This window comes from Amycolatopsis bartoniae (assembly GCF_014191255.1).
Lineage (GTDB): Bacteria > Actinomycetota > Actinomycetes > Mycobacteriales > Pseudonocardiaceae > Amycolatopsis_E > Amycolatopsis_E bartoniae.
On sequence record NZ_JACHWH010000001.1, the window covers coordinates 2,466,877 to 2,491,977 of the forward strand.

Consider the following 25,101-nt stretch of genomic DNA (forward strand, 5'->3'; position numbering starts at 1 on the left):
GGGGCGGACAGGCCGGTTTCGGGGAGACGGTCACTCCTCGCTGCGGAACACGACCGTGCGGAACGGAAGATCGCGGTCGCCGACCACGCGCACCAGCGTGCCGAAGCCGTGCCGGGTCGCGGCCTCCCGCAGCCGCGTCACCGGAACCGCGGTGGTCATGGCTTCGTTCGCGGCGAGGTAGGCGTCCACCGCGTCCTTCGCGAGCCCGTTGCGGACCATCCACTCCTGCCACAGCTCGACGGCGGCCTGCCCGTTCTCCCTGCCGAAGACGTCGGTGAAGACCAGCGCACCGCCTGCCGCGACGTGCTCGCCGGCCGCGGTGAAGAACGCGTCGAGCGCGTCCACGGCCGGCTCCGGTCCGATGAGGAAGTGCAGCACCAGCGCCCCGAAGACCACGTCGTAACGGCCTTCGACCTCTTCCCAAGGGGTGCTGCGCGCGAGGCGCAGGTCCAGCCCCGTCTGCTGCTCCGGCCGCAGCAGCTCACGCACGTACCGGGCGCTCTGCTCGGTCCGCTCGATCGCGCGGTAACGCCGGATCGGGCCCTCCTGCTCCAGGTCGTAGAACGGCCGGTTGAGGTGCACCGCCCACGGCACGACCTCCCTGGTCAGCCTGCCCGCCCAGAAACCGAGCTCCAGCAGCTCCACCGGCCGCATCCGCGCGCGGTAGGTCCGCAGCACCTCGCGGAACACCGCTGTCGCGCAGTCCTGGACCAGCTCCGCGTAGTGCGGGATCCAGCAGCGGATGTGCCGGTCGTAGTGCTCGAAGTAGCCGCGGGGGAAACCGTTGGTGCTCCACTCCGGGTCCCACCGCCCGGTGCCGGTGCGCGCGAGCCACTCACGACGCAGGTCCGCGGCGGTCATCCCCGGCTCGAACCGCGACGAGCGGTTGAGGACGCCGTCGTAGAACTCGGCCGCGCTGCCGTAACGGTGCGGATCGCGTTCGATCACCAGGCGCCGCCCGTCGGCGCGTGCCGGGTGCACCTGGTAGCCGCCGACGACGTCCGGCTCGGCCAGCAGCAGGTGGTGCCCCACCGCCGTCTGCCCGAGCGGGTGCACCTCGCCCGGCCCCAGGTCCTCCTTCGTCGCGACGTAGATATCGTACCCCTCGGCGTGCCGGGCCTTGTGCCGTTCCCACAGCTCGATCTGCTGCTCCAGCCTGTCCTCGTCCTCGAAGAACCAGGTCCAGTCGACGAGGAAGATGCGCTCGCTGACGTTGAACGTCATCTCCTCGGGATGCCGCCGCGTCCAGAACTGCTCCGTCTCGTCGGTCAGGTCGGCGATGGCGCGGATCCGGCCACCCTCCCAGCCGCGCAGGCTCGCGAAGCTGTGCTGGTAGTAGTCCGCGTCGACGCCGAACTGGGCGGCGCCGCCCGAATCCAACTGCCCCGCGAGCGTGGCGGCCCAGCCGCTGATGAGGTGCAGGCCCGCGTGCTCGGTGGGGTAGCCGTCGATGAGGCGGGAAAGGCGGTCCCCGAGCGCGTTACGGCTCCGGCGCGCCGCCCGCTGTCCGGCGCCGAGGGTGGAACCCGCGAGTTCCGTCAACAACGCGTCGAAACGGTTCGCGAAGGAGGTGAATCCCTCTTCGTCATCGGCTTCGGGCGGGTAGACGAGGAAATTGGGCTCCCCGAAATTCTCCGGCAGCCGTTCGGAACCGTTCTGTTTCACCACGATCAGCGGCAGCCGCAACGCGTGGGCGAAACCGGCTTCGTACGCGAGGTTCGCCCGGTGGGTGGTGCCGTCGAGCACGACCAGGTCCGAGTCGGTGATTTCGTCACCCACCTTGTCGTGCACGTTCTTCAGGCTCTGCCGCTCGAACCAGTCGTAGGTCTCGTAGCCGTGCTCGCCCAGAACGCGTTTGACCACTGCCACCGCCCGGTCGACCGCCACCCGGTTGGGCGCTTGACTCGACCAGGCGAGAAAAGCGGCGAGCCGGGCCACGAGACCTCCGGACACGAAGTTGATTTTCTCCCCGAGAACGCAATTCAGTTTATCGGGGCAGGCAAGGCTCAGCGCCTTCTCAGCAGTGCCGGGATCACGAACCACAGCACGCAGAACGCCGCGGCGACCAGACCACCCACCACGGCCATCGCGATGGGGCCGTACACCACCTTCGCGATGAGGGCGACCACGTCGGACACCGCGGCCGCCAGGCAGACCAGGCCCGCCAGCACGGTCCTGTTGCCCACTCGCAGGATGTCCTCGCGGCGGCGCTCGCGGAACAGGATCCGGTGCCACGCCGCCGGTGCCGCGAGCAGGGCCGTCGCCAGTGCCGCGAGCAGCACCGCCACCAGGTGCATCGACTTCTCGACCCCGCTGGCCTGGCGGAACTGCGCCGTGAACACCACCGACAACAGGAAACCGAACAGGATCTGCACGCCCGCCTGCGCCACCCGCAGCTCGCTCAGCAGCTCACTGACGTTGCGGCTGAGGCGCTGGTTCGGGGTCTCGTCGGGCTCGGGCACGCCGGTCAGCGTACGTGGTGCCGCGTCGAATCGCGGACCACGAGCTCCGGCGTGAACACCACCTGCCGGTGCTCCACCTGCTCACCGTCGCCTTTGGTCTCCGCGATGAGCAGCTCCGCGGCGGTGCGCCCGAGCCGTTTCGCGGGCTGGCGCACCGAAGTCAGCGGCACCGCGGCGGCCGCGGCGAACTCGATGTCGTCGTAGCCCACGATCGCCATCTCGTCCGGCACCCGCACCCCCGCCGACACCATCGCCTGCAACACGCCCAGCGCGAGCAGGTCGTTGGCGCAGAACACGGCCGTCGGCCGCGGGCTCATGCCCAGCAGCCGCGCGCCCGCGTCCCGGCCCGACGCCACGTCCAGCGCGCTGGTCTCCAGCACCGACAGCCGCGCGCCCGAACCGTCGAGCGCGGAACGCACGCCCTGCTCCCGGTCCCGGCACTGCTCCAGCACATGCGGCCCGTTGACGAACGCCACGTGCCGGTGCCCCGCCTCCAGCAGGTGCCCGCCCGCGAGCGCGCCGCCCGCGACGTCGTCCACCGACACGGAACTCGCCTTGGCCGCGGGCACCTTGCGGTCGACCAGAACGTACGGAATGGAGCGACGGCGGAAAGTTTCCAACGCCTCGCCCGTGGTGTCGACCGGGCTCAGCAGCACGCCGCGAACGCGTTGCTCGGCGAGCATCGACAGGTACGACGCCTCCAGGTCGACGCGCTGGCCGCTGTTGCACGTGATCACGTTGAGGCCCTCGTCGTGCGCCGCCTCCTCGGCGCCGCGCGCGAGGTCCACGAAGAACGGGTTGCCGAGGTCGAGCACCAGCAACGCCATGATGCGGCTGCGGCCGGCGCGCAGCTGCCGCGCGGACTCGTCCCGGACGTACCCCAGCCGCTCGATGACCGACAGCACGCGGGTGCGGGTCGACGCCGACACCACGTGCGGCCGGTTGACCACATTGGACACCGTGCCGATGGAGACCCCGGCCTCCCTGGCCACGTCCTTGATGCCGACCATGGCCCCCCTTGCTCTGACTGGCTGCACACCCTATCATGCACATGAAACGTTTCAGGCTAAAGTGGCGGCCCACTCCCCCTTTGGGAGAACTTCATGCCCACGCCTTCCGCGGTCAAATCCCGCCTCCGTTCCCAGCAGATCGAAACGCCCTCCTGGGCCTATGGAAACTCCGGTACCCGATTCAAGGTCTTCGCCCAGCCCGGAGTTCCGCGCACGGTCGAGGAGAAGATCGACGACGCCGCCCGGGTGCACGCACTCACGGGCATCGCGCCGTCGATCGCGCTGCACATCCCGTGGGACCGCGTGGACGATTACGGAAGGCTCGCGAAATACGCGGAGGCCGCCGGAATCCGGCTCGGCACGGTCAACTCGAACGTGTTCCAGGACGACGACTACAAGCTCGGCAGCGTCACGAACCCCGATCCGCGCATCCGCCGGAAAGCGCTTGCTCACCTGCTCGAATGCGTCGACGTCATGGACGAGACGGGTTCGCGCGACCTCAAACTGTGGTTCTCCGACGGCACGAACTACCCGGGCCAAGACGACATCCGCGCCCGCCAGGACAGGCTCGCCGAAGCGCTCGCCGCGGTGTACGACCGGCTGGGCGAGCACCAGCGGATGGTGCTGGAGTACAAGCTGTTCGAGCCCGCGTTCTACACAATGGACGTGCCGGACTGGGGCACGTCGTACGCGCACTGCCTGCAGCTGGGCGAAAAGGCCGTGGTGTGTGTCGACACCGGGCACCACGCGCCGGGCACCAACATCGAGTTCATCGTCGCCTTCCTGCTGCGGGCCGGAAAGCTCGGCGCGTTCGACTTCAACTCCCGTTTCTACGCCGACGACGACCTGATGGCAGGCGCGGCGGACCCGTTCGGGCTGTTCCGGATCATGTACGAGGTGGTGCGCGGCGGCGGGTACGAGCCCGAGACCGGCGTCGCGTTCATGCTCGACCAGTGCCACAACATCGAGGCCAAGATCCCCGCGATCATCCGGTCGGTGCTCAACGTGCAGGAGGCCACCGCCAAGGCGCTGCTGGTGGACCGCGATGAGCTGGCCAGGGCGCAGAACGCGGGTGACGTGCTGGCCGCCAACGAGGTCCTGATGGACGCCTACCGAACCGACGTCCGCCCGCTGCTCGCCGAACTGCGCGAGGAACAGGGACTCGACCCGGACCCGCTCGCCGCGTACCGGCGGTCCGGCTACGGCGAGCGCATCGTGGCCGAGCGCGTCGGCGGCGAGCAGGCGGGGTGGGGCGCGTGATCGAGGACCTCGTCGCGCGCGCCAACCGGCTCGGCTCCGATCCGGCCAACACGAACTACGCCGGCGGCAACACCTCCGCGAAGGGCGAGGCCGTCGATCCGGTGACCGGGCGGCCGGTGGAACTGTTGTGGGTCAAGGGTTCCGGCGGTGATCTCGGCACCTTGACCGAGGCCGGGCTGGCCGTGCTGCGGTTGGACCGGTTGCGCGCCTTGGTGGACGTGTACCCCGGTGTCGAGCGCGAGGACGAGATGGTCGCCGCGTTCGACTACTGCCTGCACGGCCACGGCGGTGCCGCGCCCTCGATCGACACCGCGATGCACGGGCTGGTCGACGCCGCGCACGTGGACCACCTCCACCCGGACTCCGGCATCGCGCTGGCCACCGCCGCGGACGGGCAGAAGCTGACCGAGCAGTGCTTCGGCGACCGCGTGGTGTGGGTGCCGTGGCGGCGGCCGGGTTTCCAGCTGGGGCTGGACATCGCAGCGATCAAGGCGGAGAACCCGCAGGCGATCGGCTGCATCCTGGGCGGGCACGGGATCACGGCGTGGGGCGACACCTCGGATGAGGCCGAGGCGCACTCGCTCGAAATCATCCGCACGGCGGCGCGGTTCCTCACCGAACACGGCCGGGCCGAGCCGTTCGGTGCAGTGGTGCACGAGCCGCTGCCCGAGGCCGCCCGCCGGGAACGCGCGGCCGCGCTGGCGCCGGTGATCCGCGGTCTCGCGTCCACGGACAAGCGGCAGGTCGGGCACTTCACCGACTCGGACGTGGTGCTGGACTTCCTGGCACGCAAGGAACATCCGCGGCTCGCGGCGCTCGGCACGTCGTGCCCGGACCACTTCCTGCGCACGAAGGTCCGCCCGCTCGTCCTCGACCTCCCGCCGACGGCTCCGCTCGACGCGGTGATCGCGCGGCTGAAGGAGCTGCACGCGGAGTACCGCGAGGAGTACCGCGCCTACTACACGCGGCACGCCCTCCCGGACTCGCCGACGATGCGCGGCGCGGACCCGGCGATCGTGCTCGTGCCGGGCGTCGGCATGTTCTCGTTCGGCGCCGACGCGCAGACCGCGCGCGTCGCCGGGGAGTTCTACGTCAACGCGATCAACGTCATGCGTGGCGCCGAGGCCGTGTCCACCTACGCGCCGATCGACGAGGGCGAGAAGTTCCGCATCGAGTACTGGTCGCTGGAGGAGGCGAAGCTGCGTCGCCGCCCGAAGCCGAAACCGCTGGCAACCCGGGTTGCCCTCGTGACCGGCGGTGGTTCGGGCATCGGCAAGGCCATCGCGCGGCGGCTCGTCGCCGAAGGCGCATGCGTGGTGATCGCGGACCTGGCCGACGCGAGCGAGGTCGCCGAGGAGCTGGGCGGGCCGGACAAGGCGGTCTCGGTGGTCGCAGACGTGACCGACGAGGAGCAGGTCGCGGCCGCGTTCCGTGCTGCCGCACTGGCTTTCGGTGGCGTGGACCTGGTGGTGAACAACGCGGGGCTGTCGATCTCCAAGCCGTTGCTGGAGACGTCGGCGCGCGACTGGGACGTGCAGCACGACGTGATGGCCCGCGGCTCGTTCCTGATGTCGCGCGAGGCGGCGCGGGTGATGACAGCGCAGGGCTTCGGCGGCGACCTCGTGTACATCGCCAGCAAGAACGGCGTGTTCGCGGGCCCGAACAACATCGCGTACGGCGCCGCGAAGGCCGACCAGGCGCACCAGGTGCGGTTGCTCGCGGCGGAACTGGGCGAGCACGGCATCCGCGTCAACGGCATCAACCCCGACGGGGTGGTGCAGGGGTCCGGCATCTTCGCGGGCGGCTGGGGCGCGCAGCGGGCGGCGGTCTACGGCGTGCCGGAGGAGGAGCTGGGCGCGTTCTACGCCAAGCGGACCCTGCTCAACCGCGAGGTGCTGCCCGAGCACGTGGCGAACGCGGTGTTCGCGCTGACCGGCGGCGAGCTGTCCCACACCACCGGCCTGCACGTGCCGGTGGACGCCGGGGTGGCCGCGGCGTTCCTGCGGTGAGCGCCTTCGCGGCGGTGGACCTCGGCGCGTCGAGCGGACGGGTGATGGTCGGCGACCTGTCACGCGGGCTCGAACTCACCGAGGTGCACCGCTTCCCGAACCGCCCCGTGCGCGCGGGCGCGCGGCTGCACTGGGACATCCTCGCGCTGTACCAGGAGGTGCTGACCGGGCTGCGCGCGGCGGGACCGGTGGACGCGATCGGCATCGACTCGTGGGCCGTGGACTACGGCCTCCTCGACGACGAGGGCGAACTGGTCGGCACGCCGGTGCACTACCGGGACGACCGGACCGAGCGGGTGCTGGAGGAGGTGCTGGCGAAGGTCCCGAACCTCTACGCCGAGACCGGAATCCAGTTCCTGCCGTTCAACACGGTGTTCCAGCTGGCCGCCGACTCACGGCTGCGGTGGGCGGACAGCGTGCTGCTGGTGCCGGACCTGCTGTCGTACTGGCTGACCGGCGTCGCGGGCACGGAGCTGACGAACGCGTCGACGACAGCGCTGCTCGACCCGCGGACCGGCCGCTGGTCGACGGAGGTGGCGAAACGGGTCGGGCTGGACGTCGACATGTTTCCGCCCCTGCGGCGTCCCGGTGACTTCGCCGGCACGTACGAGGGGACGCCGGTGCACGCGGTGGGTTCGCACGACACGGCGTCGGCGGTGGCGGCGGTCCCGGCGGGCGGGGCGAACTTCGCGTACATCTCGTCGGGCACGTGGTCGCTCGTCGGGTTGGAGCTGGACGAGCCGGTGCTGACCGAGGCCGGGCGCGCGGCGAACTTCACCAACGAGGTCGGGGTCGACGGCACGATCCGGTACCTGCGGAACGTGACGGGCCTGTGGTTGCTGCAGGAGTGCCTGCGGACGTGGGAGATCGAGGGCCTGACGCCGCTGCTGGCCGAGGCGTCCCGGCTCCCGCGGCGGTCGGTGGTGGACGTGGACGACCCGCGGTTCCTGCCGCCGGGCGACATGCCGTCGCGGATCGCGGCCGTGTGTGCGGAGACGGGCCAGCCGGTGCCACGGACGCCGCCGGAGTTCACGCGGTGCGTGCTGGACAGCCTGGCGGACGCGTACCGCCGGGCGATCGCCGACGCGGTGCGGCTGTCGGGCCGGCGGGTGGACGTGGTGCACATCGTCGGCGGCGGGGCGCGGAACGAGCTGTTGTGCCGCCTGACGGCGGAGGCGTGCGGCCTGCCGGTGGTGGCGGGCCCGGTCGAGGCGACGGCGCTGGGAAACGTCCTGGTGCAGGCCCGCGCGGCAGGGGTGTTCGACGGCGGGCTGGCGGAGATGCGGGAGCTGCTCGCGCGGACCCAGGTGTTGCGGGAGTACCAGCCGGGGTGAGGTGCGTCCGCCCTGCTCAGCGAGGTGTACGACCAGGGCGGATGCACGTGGGCTCGGGCACGGGCGACAATGGAGGGCGTGACCCAGACCCTGACCAAGCCCGCACTGAGGATCGGTCCCTACGACGTCGATCCGCCGGTCGTGCTCGCGCCCATGGCCGGGATCACCAACGTCGCGTTCCGGCAGCTGTGCCAGGAGTACGGCGCCGGCATCTACGTCTGCGAGATGATCACCGCCCGGGCCGTTGTCGAGCGGCATCCCGGGACCATGCACATGATGACGTTCGGCGAGCACGAGAAGCCCCGGTCGATGCAGCTCTACGGGGTGGACCCGAAGACGATGGCCGAGGCTGTCCGCATCATCGTGGGCGAGGGGCTCGCCGACCACATCGACTCCAACTTCGGCTGCCCCGTCGCGAAGGTCACCCGCAAGGGCGGCGGCGCGGCGCTGCCGTTCAAGCGGCGGCTGTTCGGGCAGATCGTCGCCGCGTCCGTCAAGGCCGCCGAGTCCGCCGGGGTGCCGTTCACCGTCAAATTCCGCGTCGGCATCGACGACGACCACCACACGTTCCTCGACGCCGGGCGCATCGCCGAGGCCGAGGGCGCCGCCGCCGTCAGCCTGCACGCCCGCACCGCCGCGCAGCGCTACTCCGGCCAGGCCGACTGGACCAAGATCGCCGCGCTCAAGGATGCCGTCACCACCATTCCGGTGCTGGGCAACGGTGACATCTTCACCGCCGACGACGCGCTGCGCATGATGGCCCAGACCGGCTGTGACGGCGTGGTCGTCGGCCGCGGGTGCCTCGGCAGGCCCTGGCTGTTCGGCGAGCTGGAGGCCGCGTTCGCCGGCCGCCCCCAGCCGACCCCGCCGACGCTGGGCGAGGTCGCGCGGGTGCTGCGCCGCCACACGGAACTGCTGGTCCAGCACGACGGGCACGACAAGGCGATGCGTGACATCCGCAAGCACATGGCCTGGTACTTCATGGGCTTCCCGGTGGGCTCGGAACTGCGCCGCGGTTTCGCGATGGTGTCGAGCATGGCGCAGCTGGACGACCTGATCGCCCAGCTGGACCACGACGCCCCCTTCCCGGAGGCGGCAACCGGCCCGCGCGGCCGCCAGGGTTCACCCGGCAAGGTCACGCTGCCGCACGGCTGGCTCGACAACCCCGACGACGACCTCGTTCCCGAGGCCGAGGACATGCACTCCGGCGGTTAGCGGTTTCGGCGGTTGTTCGCGCGGACCAGCGGCACCGACAGGTATCCGGCGTCGTCCGGGTTGACGGTCGTGCCGGGCGGGACGATCTCGTCGATGCGGTCGAGGAGGTCGTCCTCCAGTTCGAGGTCCGCCGCGCCGAGCTGACCGGTCAGGTGCGCCATCGTGCGCGGCCCGATCACCGCTGCGGTGACCGCGGGGTGGCGCAGCACGAACGCCAGCGCGAGGTGCACCAGCGGAACACCGGCGTCGTCGGCGAGCTGCGCCAGCGCGGTCGCGGCGTCGAGCTTCGCCTGGTTCGCGGGAATCCCCAGGTCGTAGTGCGCGTGCGTGGCCGCATGCGGCATGTGGATTGTTCGGCGGCTCGACAGTCCGTCCCGGTCGCGCCGCCACTGCCCGCTGAGCCAGCCACCCGCCAGGGGACTCCACGTCAGCACACCCATCCGGTGCCGCTCGCACGTGGGCAGCACCTCCGCCTCGATCCCGCGGACCAGCAGCGAGTACGGCGGCTGCTCGGTGACGAACCGCTCGTGCCCGCGGCGCTGCGCACTCCACTGCGCCTCGACGATCGCCGACGGCGAGAACGTCGACGAGCCCACGTAGCGAACCTTGCCCTGGCGCACGAGATCGGTGAGCGCACCGAGCGTCTCGTCGATCGCGGTGTCGGGATCGGGCCGATGGACCTGGTAGAGGTCGAGATGGTCGGTGCCGAGCCGGCGCAGGCTGTCCTCGCAGGCCCGCACGATCCAGCGGCGGGAGCTGCCGCGCCGGTTCGGGTCCGCACCCATCGGGGAGTTCACTTTGGACGCGAGCACGACGTCGTCCCTGCGTTTCGCCAGCGCCTTGCCCACGATCCGCTCGGATTCCCCGGCGGAGTAGACGTCCGCGGTGTCGACGAAGTTGACCCCGGCGTCCAGTGCGGCGTGGACGACGCGCACGGCGTCGTCGTGGTCGGCGTTGCCCCAGGCGCCGAACATCATGGTGCCGAGGCAGAGCGGGCTCACCTTCACCCCGGTCGAGCCCAACGTGCGGTAGCGCATGGTCCTCCTGTCGCTGATCGTGACGAGGTCCATTCGACCAGCTATTCGGGGCCTCGGTGTGCGTGATCCTGCCGCCGCCGTGCCGGATCCTGCTCGCCGCGGCGCGATCGCGACCGGCGTGCTTGGCTGGGACCGTGGACCTCCGTGACGAACTGCGCGCACTGATCCTGCGCCACGCCGGCACCTCCGGGCACAAACGGAGGTTGCCTGGCGGCGCCGCGATCACCGGCGTCGCGCGCCCGACCCGGCCGGTGGCGGTGATGGCGGAGCCGTCCGTCGCGATCGTGGCGCAGGGGGTGAAACGCACTGTGGTGAACGGAAAGGCGTACGACTACCACGCCGGGCAGTACGCGGTCGTGTCCGTCGACCTGCCGGTGACCGGGCAGGCGTTGCGTGCCGCCCCGGCCGAGCCGCTCGCGGTGTTCAGCATGAACCTCAAACCCGAGGTGCTGGCGCCGCTGCTGCTCGAAGCGCCGTCCCCGGCCGCCCCCGCGCTGACCGGTCTGGTGGTGACCGACGCACCGGCCGCTTTGCTCGATCCTGTCGTGCGGTTGCTGCGGACGCTGGACGACCCCGCCGATCTGCGGGTGCTCGGGCCGGCGCTGGAGCGGGAGATCCACTGGCGGCTGCTGACGGGAGAGCAGGGCGGGCTGGTGCGGCAGATCGGGCTGCCCGGCAGCCACCTCGCGCACGTCGGGCGGGCTGTGCGGTGGTTGCGCGAGCACTTCCGCGAGCCGGTGCGGGTGGCGGAGCTGGCGGCGATCGCGGGCATGAGCCCGTCGGCGTTCCACCGGCACTTCCGAGCGGCGACGTCGATGACGCCGATCCAGTTCCAGAAGCAGATCCGGCTCCAGGAGGCCCGTTCGCTGCTGCTCACCCAGCGGGTCGAGGCCGGGGAAGCCGGTTTCCTCGTCGGGTACGAGAGCCGGTCGCAGTTCAGCCGGGAGTACCGGCGTGCGTTCGGGCTGCCGCCGGGACGTGATCTGGCGCGCACGGGAAGCGCCGACGAGGTGCGGATCTGACCGGGGTCCGTGCGCGTATCGGACGAAACCCTTCGGATCACGGATGGTTGCCTGCGCTACGGATTCAATAACGTCGATGTCCGGGCGGGAGTCACGGCCGACTCCTGGAACTGCTCGCCCGCAATCCCTGGAAGTCAGCGAGGGCCGCACGCTGCCCTTTTCCGGGGAAAGACACCGACTACCGAACTGGAGTAACCGTGTTCTGGAGTCCCCTCACACAGGCACGCTCGCTGCTCTTCGTCCCCGGGCACCGGCCCGACCGTTTCGCCAAGGCCGCCAACAGCGGTGCCGACGACATCGTGCTCGACATCGAAGACGCCGTGGCACCACAGGAAAAGCCGCTGGCGCGCGAGAACATCGGCCGCTGGTTCGCCTCCGGCGGCACGGGTGTCGTCCGCATCAACGGTTACGGCACGCCCTGGTACGACGACGACGTGGCCATGCTGAGCGATCACCGTTGCGCCGTGATGCTGCCGAAAACCAGTGGTGCGGCCGAAATCGCCGACCTGCTCGACCGGTTGCCCGCCGGGTCCGGGGTGCTCCCGCTGCTGGAGACGTCGGCGGGCGTCCTCAACGCCCGCGAGGTGTGCGCCGCGCCCGGTGTCGTGCGGGCGGTGTTCGGAAACGCCGACCTGGCCAGGGAAATCGGCATCGACCTCGCCGACCAGCCCGCGCTCGCGTTCGCCCGCTCGCAGGTCGTGCTGGCCTCGGCCGCAGCCGGCGCGCCCGCGCCGATCGACGGCGTCACCGTCGCGCTGGAGGACCTCGACCTGCTCCGGTCGGACGCGGCTCACGCGGTGGAGTTCGGCTTCACCGGCAAGCTGTGCCTGCACCCGCGACAGGTTCCGGTGGTGAACGCCGCCTTCTCGCCGTCGGCGGAGGAAGTGCAGTGGGCACGGGAAATCGTTGCCGCGTCAGGGAACGGTTCCGTCACCGCGCGCGACGGGCACGTCGTGGGCAAGCCCATCGTCGACCGCGCCCGCCGGGTGCTCGCGGTGGCCCGGTGAAGCGCTACCTGGACGACCTGGAGATCCGAAGCCTGGACAACGCTCCCTCCTACGTCGTCGAATACCGTGGGGAACTCGACGAAACCGCGCTGGACCGGTCGTTCGAGCTGGTGTGCCTGCGGCATCCCGTGCTCCGCGGCCTGATCCACCACGACGGAACCGGTTACCTGCTGCACGTTCCGCCCGAGCACCAGCCGAAGCTGGAAGCGCACGACGGCGGCGAGGAGACCCTCCTGCGGATCGTCCGCAGCCCATGGGACTCCGGGAAGACGCTGGCCCAGCTCGTCCTCGTCCGCGGCGATCAGGGCGGGTTCGTCGCCTTCCGGCTGGACCACGCCATCGCCGACGGGGGCAACCGGATGGCGATGTTCTCCGAGCTGTGGCAGCACTATCGCGAGCTCAAGACCACCGGTATGTCCACTGTGGAACCGGGGAACACGCTACCTCGATCTCCGGAACACCTGCTGCACGAGCGGCTGCACGGCACGGAGCTGACACAGGAGCCCGGGCAGGCCAAACCACCGAAACCGGCACACGACCTGCTCGAAGGCCGAATTCATCTGTCTACAGTAGACACCAAGATGATCGTTCGGCGAGCGAAGAAGGCCGGAATCTCCGTGCACGCACTGGTCTCCGGCGCGATACTGGCCGCGCACCGCGACCACGGCACGGCCGACGGCCCGGTGGCGATGATGTACTGGTCCCCGGTCAACGTGCGCCACCGGCTCACCCCGCCGGTCGGCCCGACGGAGACGACGAACCTGTCGCTGATCCACGAGGCGCTCGCCGTCGTCGAGCCCGAGGCCAGCCCCGTCGCGATCGGGCGGACGCTGAAAGCCTCGCTGGACGAGGCGATCGCGAACCACGAGCTGCCGACCGGGCCGCCGACGACGGTGTTCGACACGTCGCTCGACCGGCACCTGGCGATCGTGCTGGTGTCCAACTACGGCGTCATGCCGCCGTTCGCCGAGGCGCCGGGCCTCGAGATCGTCGACTTCCGCACGCTCTCGCCCGCGAAGGTCGGGATCTACCCGAGCTACCCCGTCTACACCTACGGCGGCAGGCTCACGATTCTCAGCCGCTATCCGGGTGACCTGTACTCCGCGGACGACGCGTCACAGCTGCACAAGCGCATCACGGCGAACCTGCTGCAGGAGGTCCCGTGACGGCGAAGCTCGATCCGAAGGTGCTCGTGGTGCTGCCCGGCTTCATGCTGGCCACGCTGCTCGCCGCGCTGGACCAGACGGTGGTGGCGACGTCGCTGCCGACGATCGCGACCGACCTGGGGGAGCTGACGCACCTGTCCTGGGTGGTCACCGCCTACGCGCTGACCGTGGCGATTTCCATGCCGGTGCACGGAAAGCTCGCCGACCTCTTCGACCGGAAGCGGCTGTTCCAGACGTCGCTCGTGTTGTTCCTGGCCGGTTCCGCGCTGTGCGGGCTCGCCGGGAGCTTCACGCAGCTCGTCGTGTTCCGCGCCGTGCAGGGCCTGGGCGCGGGCGGGCTCGTGGTCGGTTCACAGGCGATCCTCGCCGAGCTGATCCCGCCCGCGGAACGCGGCCGCTACCTGGGTTTCATGCAGTCCGTCCACGCGCTGGGCACCGTGACGGGGCCCCTGCTCGGCGGCCTGCTGACGCAGGGCGTGGGCTGGCGCTGGGTGTTCTACGTGAACGTGCCGATCGGCGTGGCCGCGCTGGTCGTCGTGGCGCTCAAGCTGAAGCTGCCCGCGCGGCCGCCGGGGAAGCCGCGTATCGACTGGTGGGGCCCGGTGACGCTCTCGATCGGCGCGGCGGCGCTGCTGTCGGTGGCGAGCTGGGGTGGCAACACGCTGCCGTGGTCGTCCCCGGCGGTGCTCGCGCTGGTGACGGTCGGGGTGGTGTTCCTCGGCGTGTTCGTCGCCGTCGAGCGCAGGGCGCCGGAACCGATGCTGCCGCTACGGCTGTTCGGCAACCGCGTGGTGCGCGTGCTCGTTCCGCTGGTGTTCTGCCTCGGCGTCGCGACCCTCGGTGCGACGATCTTCGTACCGCTGTTCCTGCAGGTCGTCGACGGGGTTTCGCCCGCCGCGTCCGGGTTGCGGCTGGCTCCGCTGTGGTTGTGCTGGGCGGTGACGGCGACGACTTCGGGCCACCTGGTCGCGAAGTTCGGGCGGTACCGGATCTTCCCGCTCGCGGGCACGAGCCTGCTCACGGCGGGCATGTTCGGGCTGGCGGCGCTCGGGGTGTCGGCGCCCTACTGGACGCAGGCGCTCGCGCTGGGCGCGCTCGGCGTCGGGCTCGGGATGGTCAACTCCGTGATGCTCGTGGTCGCGCAGAGTGCCGTGGGTCAGCGGGACGTCGGCGTGGCGACCTCGACGACGACCTTCAGCCAGACGCTCGGGGCGTCGTTCGGGGTCGCGGTGCTGGGTGCCGTCTTCGCCGGACGGCTGGGCTCGGCGCTGTCCGCCACGGTGCCCGCACCGGTCGTGGAGCGGTTCTCCGCGCGGGGGATCAACATCGACCGGGCGCAGATCGACGCGTTGTCCCCGGACCTGCGGGCCGGGTTCCTCACCGCGTTCGCCGACGCGCTCCGAGCGGTGTTCCTGACCGCAGCCGGGGTCGCGGTGCTCGCGGTGGTCCTCGCGTGGGTGCTGCCCGAGATCCGGCTGCGGAGGCGCGGTGAAGCTTCCAAACCTCCGAGTTTTACGGGTACAGTCTTCGTATCGACGAGGAGGAGCACCATGACCGCCGAGCAAGCCGGCCCCGACCAGTAGCGTGCTCTCCATGGCTGGCAACGGCGACTCCCCCGGCACGGCCTACGACCGGCTCGCCGACCGGATCCGCGAACAGATCCTCGCCGGCGAGCTCAAGCCGGGGGACCGCCTGCCCGCCGAGCCCGAGCTGTCGGCGCACTACTCGGTCAGCCGCAACACCGCGCGCGAGGCGTTGCGCGCGCTCGCCAGCCAGGGTCTGGTCACGGTCAAGCGCGGGGTCGGCGGGGGCACGTTCGTGACCACGCCGAGCCCCGCGCAGATCAGCGCCTCGCTGCGGACCAGCCTCGTCCTCATGGCCGACTCCGCGCACCTGACGGTGTCCGCGCTGGTGGAGATCAGGGAGATGCTGGAGGTGCCGGCCGCCGAGATGGCGGCCAGGCATCGCACGGACGAGGAGCTGGCGCTCATCCGGGAGGCGTTGTTCGACCCGGCGACCGTCGACCCCGCGACGGTGTTCACGAGCAACCGCAACTTCCACTTCCGCCTCCTGCGCGCCACCCACAACCCGCTGCTGGAGGTGCTCGCCGAGCCCGTGTTCCGCGTGCTGCAGGAGCGGTTCCAGCGCGAGCGGGCGTCGCGGCAGTTCTGGGTGCGGGTCGACGCCGAGCACCGCGAAATCGCCGGCTACCTGGAGTCGGGCGACCAGGCGGGGGCGCGGGAGGCCCAGCGGGCGCATCTGCGCTACCTGCGTGGCACGTACGAAAGCATCGACCGCGAAGGTTCCGCTCCGGCGAACGGCGAGATCGTCCGCTGAAACCTGACAGGGTTGACCACTGAAACCTCGGAGGTTTAACCTGCCTCCAGAACACCCCAGCCACCGGAAATCGCCTCCCCCCGTGAGAACGCCCGTGGCTGAACCCTGTCCGGAAACAGCGGCGACGACGAGGTCTGCTTGCGATGCACGAAAAACGCTTCCCCCTGAGTACCCGGTGGCAGCCGCTGGTGGCTCTCTTCGCCGCCTTCGCGCTCCTCCTCACGGCCTGCGGCACGGCGGGCAACTCCGGCTCCGGCTCCGGCGGCGACCACACGCTCACCATCGCCAAGGGCGGTCCCCCGAACAGCCTCGACCCGGCCAAGATCAGCCAGGACTGGCAGTGGTACGCGAACCTGGCGTACGACCCACTGATCTACCGCGACCCCGCGGGCACGCTCCAGCCGCGGCTCGCGGAGTCGTGGGGCTACACCGGCGCCGGCAACACGGTCTTCGAGCTCAAGCTGCGGCCGAACGTGCAGTTCAGCGACGGTTCCCCGCTGACCGCCGACGGCGTCAAGGCGAGCATCGAGTACTACCGCAAGACGCACACCGGCTCGTCCGCACTGTCCACTGTGTCCGCCATCGACGTGACCGGCCCGCTCACCGTCCGGCTCACGCTGTCGCAGCCGAACCCGCAGCTGCCGGTCGTGTTCACCCAGGACTACGGCGCCGGGAACATCATCGGCACCGCCGCGCTGAACGACCCGGCGCAGCTCGCGACCACCACCGTCGGCGCGGGCCCGTACGTGCTCGACAAGTCCGGCACCGTCGCGAACGACCACTACGCCTACGTGCCGAACCCGCACTACTGGAACAAGGCCGCGGTCGCCTACTCGAAGGTCGTCGTCCGCGTCATCCCCAACCCGAACACCTCGCTGGCCGCGTTGAAGACCGGGCAGGTGGACGTGATCCAGGGTGTCTACTCGACGGCGGAGGCCGCGAAGTCGGCCGGACTGCGGATCGCGTCGGCCCCGCAGGTGTTCGTCGGACTGTCGCTCGCCGACCGGCAGGGCACCCTCGCGCCGCAGCTGCGTGACGTGCGCGTGCGGCAGGCGCTGAACTACGCGGTGGACCGGCAGAAGATCGCGAAAGCCCTGTTCGGCGAGTACGGGACGCCGACCGAGCAGATCGTGCTGCCCGGCCAGGACGGCTACAACGACAACCAGCTCTACACCTACGACCCGGCGAAGGCGAAGCAGCTGCTGTCGGACGCCGGGTATCCCAACGGCTTCACGCTCCCGGTCGTCACCACGTCGTCGGCCAACATCGGGCTGACCACGCAGGCGATCGCGGACGAGCTGAAGCAGGTCGGCGTCCAGCTCCAGCTCACCAACCACCCGGACGCGGCGAGCTACAACAAGGACGTCGCCGGCGCGAAGTTCCCGGCCTACGGCATCGGGTTCGGCACCATGCCGGTGTACCTGATGGGCCAGACGCTGTACCTGCCGTCGGCGGCCCAGTTCAACCCGTTCAAGAGCAGCGACCCGGCGCTCACCGCGCTGTACCAGCAGGCGGCGGGCGCGGACGAAGCGACGCGGGCGAAGCTGGACCAGCAGATCGTGCGCTGGCTCGACGAGCAGGCGTGGTTCCTGCCGGTCGTGTTCACGCCGGTGTTCTTCTTCTCCCGGACCACCGTCGCGGGCGTGCAGTCCACGCGGGGTGAGCCGATCGCGAACCCGACCGACTGGCGGCCCGCGTCATGACCCGGCTGATCCTGCGCAGGCTCGCGATCTCGGTGTCGCTGGTGTTCGTGGTGTCCCTGCTGACGTTCCTGTTGCAGTCACTCACCCCGGGTGACACCGCGCGCACGATCCTCGGCAGCAACTACACGCCGGAGGGCTACGCGCAGCTGCGCGAACAGCTGCACCTCGACCAGCCGCTGCTCGCGCAGTACGGGAACTGGCTCGGGCACGCGCTGACCGGTGACCTCGGCACCTCGCCGATCAGCGGGCTCGGCGTGGGCACGGAGATCGCCCACCGGCTGGGCGTCACGCTCGCGCTGGTCCTCGGCACCACCGTCGTCGCCACGGTCGTTGGCATCGGGCTCGGCGTGCTCACCGCCGTGCGTGGCGGGCGGCTCGGCCGGGCGGTGGACGTGCTGTCGATGGTCGGCTTCGCGTTGCCCAGCTTCTGGCTCGCGCTCGTGCTGGTGGTGCTGTTCGCGGTGGCGATCCGGCTGTTCCCCGCCACCGGGTACGTGCCGTTCCTGGAGTCGCCGGGCGGCTGGGTGGCGAGCCTGGTGCTGCCGGTCGCCGCGCTGTCCGTGCACGGCATCGCGCACCTGGCGAAGCAGACGCGGGACGGCATGCTCGACGTGCTCTCCCGCGACTTCGTGCACACCTTGCGCGCCAACGGCGTGCCGGAGCGCTCGATCATCTTCCGGCACGCGCTGCGCAACGCCGCGATCCCGGTGGTGACGGTGATCGGGCTGATGCTGATCAGCCTGCTCGGCGGCACCGTGCTGGTGGAGGCGGTGTTCGCGATGCCGGGGCTGGGCGGGCTCGCCGTGCAGTCCACGACCCAGCACGACCTGCCGATGATCCAGGGCGTCGCGCTGACCTTCACGCTCATCGTGGTGGTGGTCAACTTCGCCGTCGACCTCGCCTACGGCTGGCTCAACCCGAAGGTGAGGGTGCCGTGAACCCCGTGTGGAAGGCGCTGCGGCGCCCGTTGACCGCGGCAGCCGTGGCCTACCTCGGCGTCGTCCTGCTCGCGGTGGTCTTCGCCCCGCTGCTGGCGCCCTACGACCCGACCGACGGCGACCTGGACCACGTGCTGTCCGGCCCGAGCGCCCTGCACCCGCTGGGCACCGACAGCCTGGGCCGGGACGTGCTGAGCCGCCTGATGTACGGCGGGCGGGTGTCGCTGTCCGGCGTGGCCGAGGCCGTGCTGACCGTGCTCGTGCTCGGCGTGCTTTCCGGGCTGCTGGCCGGTTTCCTCGGCGGCTGGGTCGATCGCGTGGTGATGTGGGTGGTCGACGTCGTGCTCGCCGTGCCGGTGATCGTGACGCTGCTCGTCGTGCTCGCCGTGGTGGGCAGCAACGAGACGGCCGCGATGATCGCGCTGGGCGTCCTCGGTTCGCCGCTGCTGACCCGCGTCGTGCGTGGTTCGACACTCGCGGTGCGACAGGAGCTGTTCATCACCGCCGCCCGCGTGGCCGGGTTGTCGAACCGCGCCATCGCGGTGCAGCACATCCTGCCGCGTGTCGCGGGCCCGATCACCGTGCAGGCGTCGATCTTCGCGGGCGCCGCACTGTTGACCGAAACCGGTCTCGGCTACCTCGGGCTGGGCGCGCAACCGCCCACGCCGACGTGGGGCGGGATGGTCGCGGACGCGTCCACGGTGATCGACCAGCAGCCCTGGCTGCTCGTGCCCTCGGGTGTGGTGATCGGGCTGGCGATCCTGTCCTTCGGCCTGATCGGCGACGCGGTGCGGGACGCGGGCGCGCGCCACGCGCCGCCCAACCCGCGGCGGCGGAAGCAGGTTCCCGTGGTACCGCCGGAAACCGCGCCCGAGCCGGACGCGCTGCTGTCCGTGCGCGACCTGACGCTGACCCTGCCGCGTGGCGGCGAGGACACGGTCGTCGTCGAACGGCTGCACCTCGACATCGGTCCCGGTGAGGTCGTCGGGCTGGTCGGCGAATCGGGCTGCGGCAAGAGCATCACCGGCCGCGCGCTGCTCGGTTTGCTGCCTCCGGGCGGCCAGGTCACCGGAGGCAGTATCCGGTTCGGTGGCGAGGAGCTCGTGGCGCGGCGGCAGGCGGACCTGCGGAAGCTGCGTGGGTCCGGCATCGCGCTGGTGTCGCAGGAGCCACTGTCCTGTTTGGACCCGGTGTTCACGGTGGGCCACCAGGTCGACGAGCTGGTGCGCATCCACCGCGGCGGCAGCCGGAAGCAGGTGCGGGCCAGGACGCTGCAGCTGTTGCGCGACGTCAACCTGCCGGACCCGGAACTGGTGGTGCGCAAGTACCCGCACGAGCTGTCGGGCGGTATGGCGCAACGCGTGCTCATCGCCCTGGCGCTGGCGGGCGAGCCGAAGCTGCTCATCGCGGACGAGCCGACCACCGCCCTGGACGTCACGGTGCAGGCGGAGATCCTCGAACTGCTGCGCACGCTGCGGGCCCGCACCGGCATGGCGGTCCTGCTGATCAGCCACGACTGGGGTGTGGTCGCCGACCTGTGCACCCGGGCGTACGTGATGTACGCGGGGCACCTCGTCGAGACGGCGACGGTCGAGGAACTGTTCGACCACCCGCGCCACCCCTACACCGCGGGCTTGCTCGGCTGCGCCCCGAGGCGGGCCGAGCCGGGGCAGCGCCTGCCCGCGATCCCCGGCACCGTCCCGGATCCCCGCCACTGGCCGACCGGCTGCCACTTCCAGCCGCGATGTCCACTTGCGACGGACGACTGCGCCGTGCCGGTCCCGCTGCTCGAACCCCGCACGGGACACCGGGCCCGCTGCATCCACCACGACCGCGTCGAAGGAGGTGAGCGGGATGCCAGGACAGCCGTTGCTTGAGATCGAGAACCTCCAGGTCACGTTCGGCACGAGGGTGACCGCGGTGGACGGCGTGAGCCTCCACCTCGACGAGGGCGAGACCCTCGGCCTCGTCGGTGAGTCCGGCTCGGGGAAGTCCACGCTGGGCAACGCGGTACTCGGGCTCGTGCCGGTCACCGGAGGCCGAATCCGGTTCGAGGGCGAGGACATCACGCACGTGTCCCCGAAGCGGCGGCGGGAGCTGGGCGAGCACGTCCAGGTGGTGTTCCAGGACCCGTACGGCTCGCTGAACCCGTCGCGCACCATCGGGCACACGATCACCTCGCCGCTGCGGGCGCGCCACCGGTTCGGCCGCCGCGAGGCCGTCGAGCACGCGGCGGCGGCGCTGGCGGAGGTCGGCCTCGAACGTGACGCGCTGACCCGGTTCCCCGCCCAGTTCTCCGGCGGGCAACGGCAACGCATCGCGATCGCCAGGGCGCTCGTGCTCGAACCGCGGCTGCTGATCTGCGACGAACCGACGAGCGCGCTGGACCTGTCGGTGCAGGCGCAGATCCTCAACCTGCTGCTCGACCTGCAGGAACGCCGGGGCCTGAGCTACCTGTTCATCTCCCACGACATCGACGTCGTCCGGCACGTCTCGCACCGCGTCGCGGTGCTGCGCCGGGGCCGGCTGGTCGAGCAGGGGCCGGTCGGGCAGGTGACCGGGCAGCCCGGTCACGAGTACACGCGGACGCTGCTGGCCGCGGTGCCCGTGCCCGATCCGCACGAGCAGGCGGCCCGGCGCGCCCGGCTGCGCGAGCTGCTGCCGTCTTCCCACTGAATGGAGTTGCGATGGGCGTCAAGTCCGGTTGGCAGGGCCGGTTCTTCGAGGACTTCGAGGTCGGCGACGTGTACCGGCACCCGCTGGGGCGCACGATCACCGAGACGGACAACACCTGGTTCACGCTGCTGACGATGAACACCAACGAGGCGCACTTCAACGCCGAGGTCGGGCGCCAGTCGGAGTTCGGCAAACCGCTCGTGGTCTCCACGCTCACCATCGCGATCGCGATCGGGCAGAGCGTCACCGACACCACGCAGAACGCGTTCGCCAACCTCGGGCTGGACCAGCTGAAGCTGACGCACCCGGTGTTCGCCGGGGACACGCTGTGGTCGGAGTCGATGGTGACGGCCACGAGGGCGTCGGGCAGCAGGCCGCACGCGGGGATCGTCACGGTCAAGACCCGCAGCCTCAACCAGCACGGCGACGAGGTGCTGTCGTTCCTGCGCACCTTCTACGTTCACCGCCGCGACTCACCGCTGGCCAAACCCACCTTTCCCGAGGCGAAAACCCCGTTCACCGCGGAGGAGACCCCATGAGGCCACTGGAAGACGTGCGGATCGTCGCGCTGGAGCAGTACGGCGCGGGCCCGTTCGGCTCGCTGCACCTGGCGCAGCTGGGCGCGGACGTGATCAAGATCGAGGACCCGACCGCGGGCGGCGACGTCGGCCGGTACGTGCCGCCGTTCAACGAGGGGGAGGACTCGCTGTTCTTCGAGTCCTTCAACCGGGACAAGCGCAGCGTCAGCCTCGACGTGCGCCACCCCGACGGCCGCGCGGTGCTGGAGGACCTGGTGCGGCACGCGGACGCGGTGTACTCGAACCTGCGTGGTGACGTCCCGGAGAAGCTCGGAATCCGTTACGCCGACCTGAAAGGCGTCAACCCGCGGATCGTGTGCTGCTCCCTGTCCGGGTTCGGCATGACCGGTCCGCGCGCCACCGAACCCGGTTACGACTACGTGCTGCAGGGCCTCGCCGGGTGGATGACGCTGACCGGCGACCCCGACGGGCCACCGGAGAAGACCGGTCTGTCCCTTGTGGACTACTGTGGCGGGTTCGTCGCCGCGATCTCGCTGCTCGCCGGGATCCACGCGGCCCGGCGGGACGGCGTCGGCATGGACTGCGACCTCAGCCTGTACGACACCGCGATCAGCCTGCTGACCTATCCCGCGACGTGGCACCTCACCGCCGGTTACGAACCCGCGCGCACCCGCCGGTCCGCGCATCCGTCGCTGGTGCCGTTCCAGGTGTTCCAGGCGAAGGACGGGTGGCTCGTGCTCGGCTGCGCCAAGGAGAAGTTCTGGCAGCGGCTCACCGTCGTGCTGGAACGGCCCGACCTCGCCGAAGACGCCCGCTTCGCCACCTTCGCCGACCGCCACACCCACCGCGAGGAGCTGCAGCTCATCCTCGACGACGTGCTCTCCCGGCAGCCCGTGGACCACTGGCTACCGCGCCTGCGCGCCGCCGCCGTCCCCTGCGCCCCGGTCAACACCGTGGCCGAGGCGCTGCGGGACCCGCACACTCTCGCCCGCGACCTCGTTTTGGAGACCGAGCACCCTCGGTTCGGCATCGTCAAGCAGGTCGCTTCCCCGGTGCGTGCGGGCGATTCCGCGCCGCCGCGCCAGCGGGCGCCCTTCCGCGGCGAGCACACCGGCGAGGTCCTGCGCGACCTGCTCGGGTACGACGACGAGACCGTGCACCGGCTGATCACCGCCGGCGCCTTCGGAACGGAGAGCTGATGCTGCACGAGGTGGAGGTGCGGCGCGACGTGCGCGTGCCGACCCCGGATCCGCGGGTCACCCTGTCCGCCGACGTGTACCTGCCCGTGGGCGCGGGCCCGGTGCCCGCGCTGGTCTCGGTCTACCCGTACCGCAAGGACATGAACGCCTTCGGCGCCAAGCTCCGCTGGTTCGCCGAACGCGGTTACGCGGGGGTGCTGGTGGACCTGCGCGGCACCGGTTCGTCGGACGGCGTGCGGCGCCCGGAGTTCGACCCGGCCGAGGGCGAGGACCCGGTGGCGGCGGTCGAATGGGCGGCGGACCAGCCGTGGTGCGACGGTTCGGTCGGGCTGTGGGGCGCCTCCTACGGCGCGCTGCTGACGATGCGCGCGGCCTGCCGCCGCCCGCCGCAGCTCAAGGCGATCATCTCGATGATCGGCCCGCTCGACCCGGAGCTGGACCTCGTGCACCCCGCGGGCGCGCGCGGCGACCTGCACCCGATGGCCTTCCGCGGCACGCTGATGCTGCTCGAACAGCTGATGCCGCCGCTGGTCGACACCACGTCCGCGGCGGAACGGCAGCGCTGGCACCGCCGCCTGCACGACACCGAGCCGATCTTCGACGACTTCGTGCGGCACGGCCCCGGCGACCCGGTGTGGCGGGAGCGGGCTGTCGACCCGTCGGTGATCGATGTGCCCGCGTTGTGCGTCGGCGGCTGGCGCGACAAGAACGCCGACGCCATCCCGCGTGCGTTCGAGCAGTTCAGGGGCCCGAAGAAGCTGCTGATGGGCCCGTGGATGCACACCTCCCCCGAGGACTCGCCGTACGAGTCGGTCGACTTCCCGGAGCTCGCGCTGCGCTGGTGGGACCACTGGCTCAAGGGCGTCGAGAACGGGGTGCTGGCCGAGCCACCGGTGACCCTGTACGTGCAGGGCGAGCGGCCCGGCTGGCGCAGCTACGACTCCTGGCCGCCGGCCACGAAGGAGCTGTCGCTGAGCACCGGAACCGAATGCGCGCTGGGCGATCCGGCGCTGCTGCCGCGCCGCGAAGGCGCCGTGATCGGCGAGTACCGGCCGGACCCGACCACCGGTGCGCTCAGCGGCCAGTGGGGGCTGGCGGCGAACGGCGTCGGCCTGCCGGTGGACCAGCACGACGACGACGTGCGCGCGCTCACCGCCACCAGCGCCCCGCTGCCGGACCCGCTCGTGGTGTGCGGCCGGGCCGAGGTCACCGTCGAGGTGGCCGACCCGTACGTGGAACGGCTGGTGGTGCGGCTCACCGACGTGGACCCGGACGGCCGGTCGTTCTTCCTCGCCGCGGGCGTGCTGTGCCGCGGCGAGGGGACGCGGCACCGCGTGACGTTGTGGCCCATCGCCCACCGCGTGGCCGCGGGGCACCGGCTGCGGGTCGTGGTCAGCGACTCCGACTTCCCACGGCTGATGCCCCTGCCGTCTCCGGCGGTCCTGCGTGTGACGGGGATCGACGTCACCGTTCCGGCCGTGCCCGACGACACCGGCGTTCCTGCCATCCTGCCCCTGCGCGAGCGGCCGGAGTCGTCGGCGACCTCCCGCTGGGAGGTCACGCGGGACCTGGTCAACGACGGCGTCGAGGTCCTCATCGGCGGCGACAGCGGCGTCACGAGGACGAGCGAAGGCCACCGGTTGGAGACGCGGAGCCTGACCACGGCGAAGGTCCGCCGGGCCGCGCCGGCCGCGGTCGTCGTGAGCCGCACCAGCGACGCCACGGTCCGGTTCACCACCGGCGAGCTGGTGGAGGTCTCGGCGACGGTGCGCTGCACCCAGACCGCGCTGTGGGCCCGGGGCAGGGTGACGGTCGACGGTGAGGTCGTGACGGAGCGCCACTGGCACCTGCTTCGCCTGTGAAATCTGCCCGGATTCGGGCAGGAAATTTGCCTCCTACCGGTGCCGCTGGGAATGTCGAAGCATGGACCAGCAGCTGGTGCGGCACGTCGCGGGCTCCACGGGCCTGCCCGTGCCCGTCGCCGAGCGCGTGATCTCCGACGTCCTCGCGTACTTCAGCGAGACCACGGAGGAGTTCGTGCGGCGCAGGCACGGGGAGCTGCAGCGGCGCGGCCGCCGGAACGCAGAGATCTGGCGGGTCATCGCGGCCGAGCTCGCGCAGCGCCCCGTGCAGGCGGGCGAGCTGAGCGAGCGCCAGCTGCGGCGGATCGTCTACGGGTAGGGAAGG

21 protein-coding genes are annotated in these 25,101 nt (G+C 71.0%); 17 read left to right on the top strand and 4 right to left on the bottom strand.

Annotated elements, in window-relative coordinates; genetic code table 11:
• Nucleotides 1-30: 30 nt before the first annotated feature.
• The 3 genes from FHX82_RS11660 to FHX82_RS11670 are packed head-to-tail and all read right to left on the bottom strand — an operon-like array spanning nt 31 to nt 3,472.
• Nucleotides 31-1,953 carry a class I SAM-dependent methyltransferase gene (locus FHX82_RS11660; protein WP_145935929.1) on the bottom strand — a complete coding sequence of 641 codons (1,923 nt, stop codon included), beginning with the start codon at nt 1,951-1,953 and terminating at the stop codon, nt 31-33.
• 53 nt (nt 1,954-2,006) lie between these two features.
• Nucleotides 2,007-2,471 (bottom strand): DUF6328 family protein, encoded by a 465-nt coding sequence (locus tag FHX82_RS11665; protein ID WP_145935928.1) that lies wholly within the window; start codon nt 2,469-2,471, stop codon nt 2,007-2,009.
• On the bottom strand, nt 2,468-3,472 hold the full coding sequence (locus tag FHX82_RS11670) for a LacI family DNA-binding transcriptional regulator (RefSeq protein ID WP_145935927.1): 1,005 nt from the start codon (nt 3,470-3,472) through the stop codon (nt 2,468-2,470). Before FHX82_RS11670 ends, FHX82_RS11665 begins: the two co-directional genes overlap by 4 nt.
• A 93-nt stretch (nt 3,473-3,565) precedes the next feature.
• On the opposite strand from FHX82_RS11670, the gene rhaI reads away from it, so the two are divergent.
• From rhaI to dusB, 4 genes are all read left to right on the top strand, one after another.
• On the top strand, nt 3,566-4,732 hold the full coding sequence (rhaI, locus tag FHX82_RS11675) for an L-rhamnose isomerase (protein ID WP_145935926.1): 1,167 nt from the start codon (nt 3,566-3,568) through the stop codon (nt 4,730-4,732).
• A complete protein-coding gene (locus FHX82_RS11680; protein WP_145935925.1) occupies nt 4,720-6,741 on the top strand; it encodes a bifunctional aldolase/short-chain dehydrogenase in 2,022 nt (673 codons plus the stop codon). Before rhaI ends, FHX82_RS11680 begins: the two co-directional genes overlap by 13 nt.
• Before the next feature lie 44 nt (nt 6,742-6,785).
• Nucleotides 6,786-8,075, top strand: coding sequence for a rhamnulokinase (locus FHX82_RS11685; RefSeq protein ID WP_221215881.1), 1,290 nt, complete (start codon nt 6,786-6,788; stop codon nt 8,073-8,075).
• A gap of 69 nt (nt 8,076-8,144) precedes the next feature.
• A complete protein-coding gene (gene dusB, locus FHX82_RS11690; protein ID WP_145935923.1) occupies nt 8,145-9,290 on the top strand; it encodes a tRNA dihydrouridine synthase DusB in 1,146 nt (381 codons plus the stop codon).
• Here dusB and FHX82_RS11695 read toward each other — a convergent pair.
• Entirely contained in the window at nt 9,287-10,327 is a 1,041-nt protein-coding gene (locus FHX82_RS11695) for an aldo/keto reductase (RefSeq protein ID WP_145935966.1), read from the bottom strand. The two genes, dusB and FHX82_RS11695, sit on opposite strands and share 4 nt — an antisense overlap.
• 134 nt (nt 10,328-10,461) lie before the next feature.
• On the opposite strand from FHX82_RS11695, the gene FHX82_RS11700 reads away from it, so the two are divergent.
• The 13 genes from FHX82_RS11700 (at nt 10,462) to FHX82_RS11760 (ending at nt 25,095) form a co-directional block, all read left to right on the top strand.
• A complete protein-coding gene (locus FHX82_RS11700; RefSeq protein ID WP_145935922.1) occupies nt 10,462-11,349 on the top strand; it encodes an AraC family transcriptional regulator in 888 nt (295 codons plus the stop codon).
• Nucleotides 11,350-11,546: 197 nt separating this feature from the next.
• Nucleotides 11,547-12,356 (top strand): HpcH/HpaI aldolase/citrate lyase family protein, encoded by an 810-nt coding sequence (locus FHX82_RS11705; RefSeq protein ID WP_145935921.1) that lies wholly within the window; start codon nt 11,547-11,549, stop codon nt 12,354-12,356.
• Nucleotides 12,353-13,522, top strand: a complete 1,170-nt coding sequence (locus FHX82_RS37675; protein WP_145935920.1) for a phthiocerol/phthiodiolone dimycocerosyl transferase family protein — start codon at nt 12,353-12,355, stop codon at nt 13,520-13,522. The genes FHX82_RS11705 and FHX82_RS37675 overlap by 4 nt, the downstream gene beginning before the upstream one ends.
• Complete coding sequence (locus tag FHX82_RS11715; RefSeq protein WP_145935919.1) at nt 13,519-15,105, top strand: MDR family MFS transporter; 1,587 nt, start codon at nt 13,519-13,521, stop codon at nt 15,103-15,105. Before FHX82_RS37675 ends, FHX82_RS11715 begins: the two co-directional genes overlap by 4 nt.
• A gap of 10 nt (nt 15,106-15,115) precedes the next feature.
• Entirely contained in the window at nt 15,116-15,859 is a 744-nt protein-coding gene (locus FHX82_RS11720; RefSeq protein ID WP_145935918.1) for a FadR/GntR family transcriptional regulator, read from the top strand.
• Nucleotides 15,860-16,047: 188 nt separating this feature from the next.
• Nucleotides 16,048-17,562 (top strand): ABC transporter substrate-binding protein, encoded by a 1,515-nt coding sequence (locus tag FHX82_RS11725; RefSeq protein ID WP_183176560.1) that lies wholly within the window; start codon nt 16,048-16,050, stop codon nt 17,560-17,562.
• Nucleotides 17,559-18,500 (top strand): ABC transporter permease, encoded by a 942-nt coding sequence (locus tag FHX82_RS11730; protein ID WP_145935916.1) that lies wholly within the window; start codon nt 17,559-17,561, stop codon nt 18,498-18,500. Before FHX82_RS11725 ends, FHX82_RS11730 begins: the two co-directional genes overlap by 4 nt.
• On the top strand, nt 18,497-20,377 hold the full coding sequence (locus tag FHX82_RS11735; RefSeq protein WP_221215380.1) for a dipeptide/oligopeptide/nickel ABC transporter permease/ATP-binding protein: 1,881 nt from the start codon (nt 18,497-18,499) through the stop codon (nt 20,375-20,377). The genes FHX82_RS11730 and FHX82_RS11735 overlap by 4 nt, the downstream gene beginning before the upstream one ends.
• Nucleotides 20,355-21,176, top strand: a complete 822-nt coding sequence (locus FHX82_RS11740) for an ATP-binding cassette domain-containing protein (RefSeq protein WP_145935914.1) — start codon at nt 20,355-20,357, stop codon at nt 21,174-21,176. Before FHX82_RS11735 ends, FHX82_RS11740 begins: the two co-directional genes overlap by 23 nt.
• An 11-nt stretch (nt 21,177-21,187) precedes the next feature.
• Nucleotides 21,188-21,715, top strand: a complete 528-nt coding sequence (locus FHX82_RS11745) for a MaoC family dehydratase (protein ID WP_145935913.1) — start codon at nt 21,188-21,190, stop codon at nt 21,713-21,715.
• Nucleotides 21,712-22,914 carry a CaiB/BaiF CoA transferase family protein gene (locus tag FHX82_RS11750; protein WP_145935912.1) on the top strand — a complete coding sequence of 401 codons (1,203 nt, stop codon included), beginning with the start codon at nt 21,712-21,714 and terminating at the stop codon, nt 22,912-22,914. The genes FHX82_RS11745 and FHX82_RS11750 overlap by 4 nt, the downstream gene beginning before the upstream one ends.
• Nucleotides 22,914-24,776, top strand: coding sequence for a CocE/NonD family hydrolase (locus FHX82_RS11755; protein ID WP_145935911.1), 1,863 nt, complete (start codon nt 22,914-22,916; stop codon nt 24,774-24,776). The genes FHX82_RS11750 and FHX82_RS11755 overlap by 1 nt, the downstream gene beginning before the upstream one ends.
• A gap of 61 nt (nt 24,777-24,837) precedes the next feature.
• Complete coding sequence (locus FHX82_RS11760) at nt 24,838-25,095, top strand: hypothetical protein (RefSeq protein ID WP_145935910.1); 258 nt, start codon at nt 24,838-24,840, stop codon at nt 25,093-25,095.
• Nucleotides 25,096-25,101 lie beyond the last annotated feature (6 nt).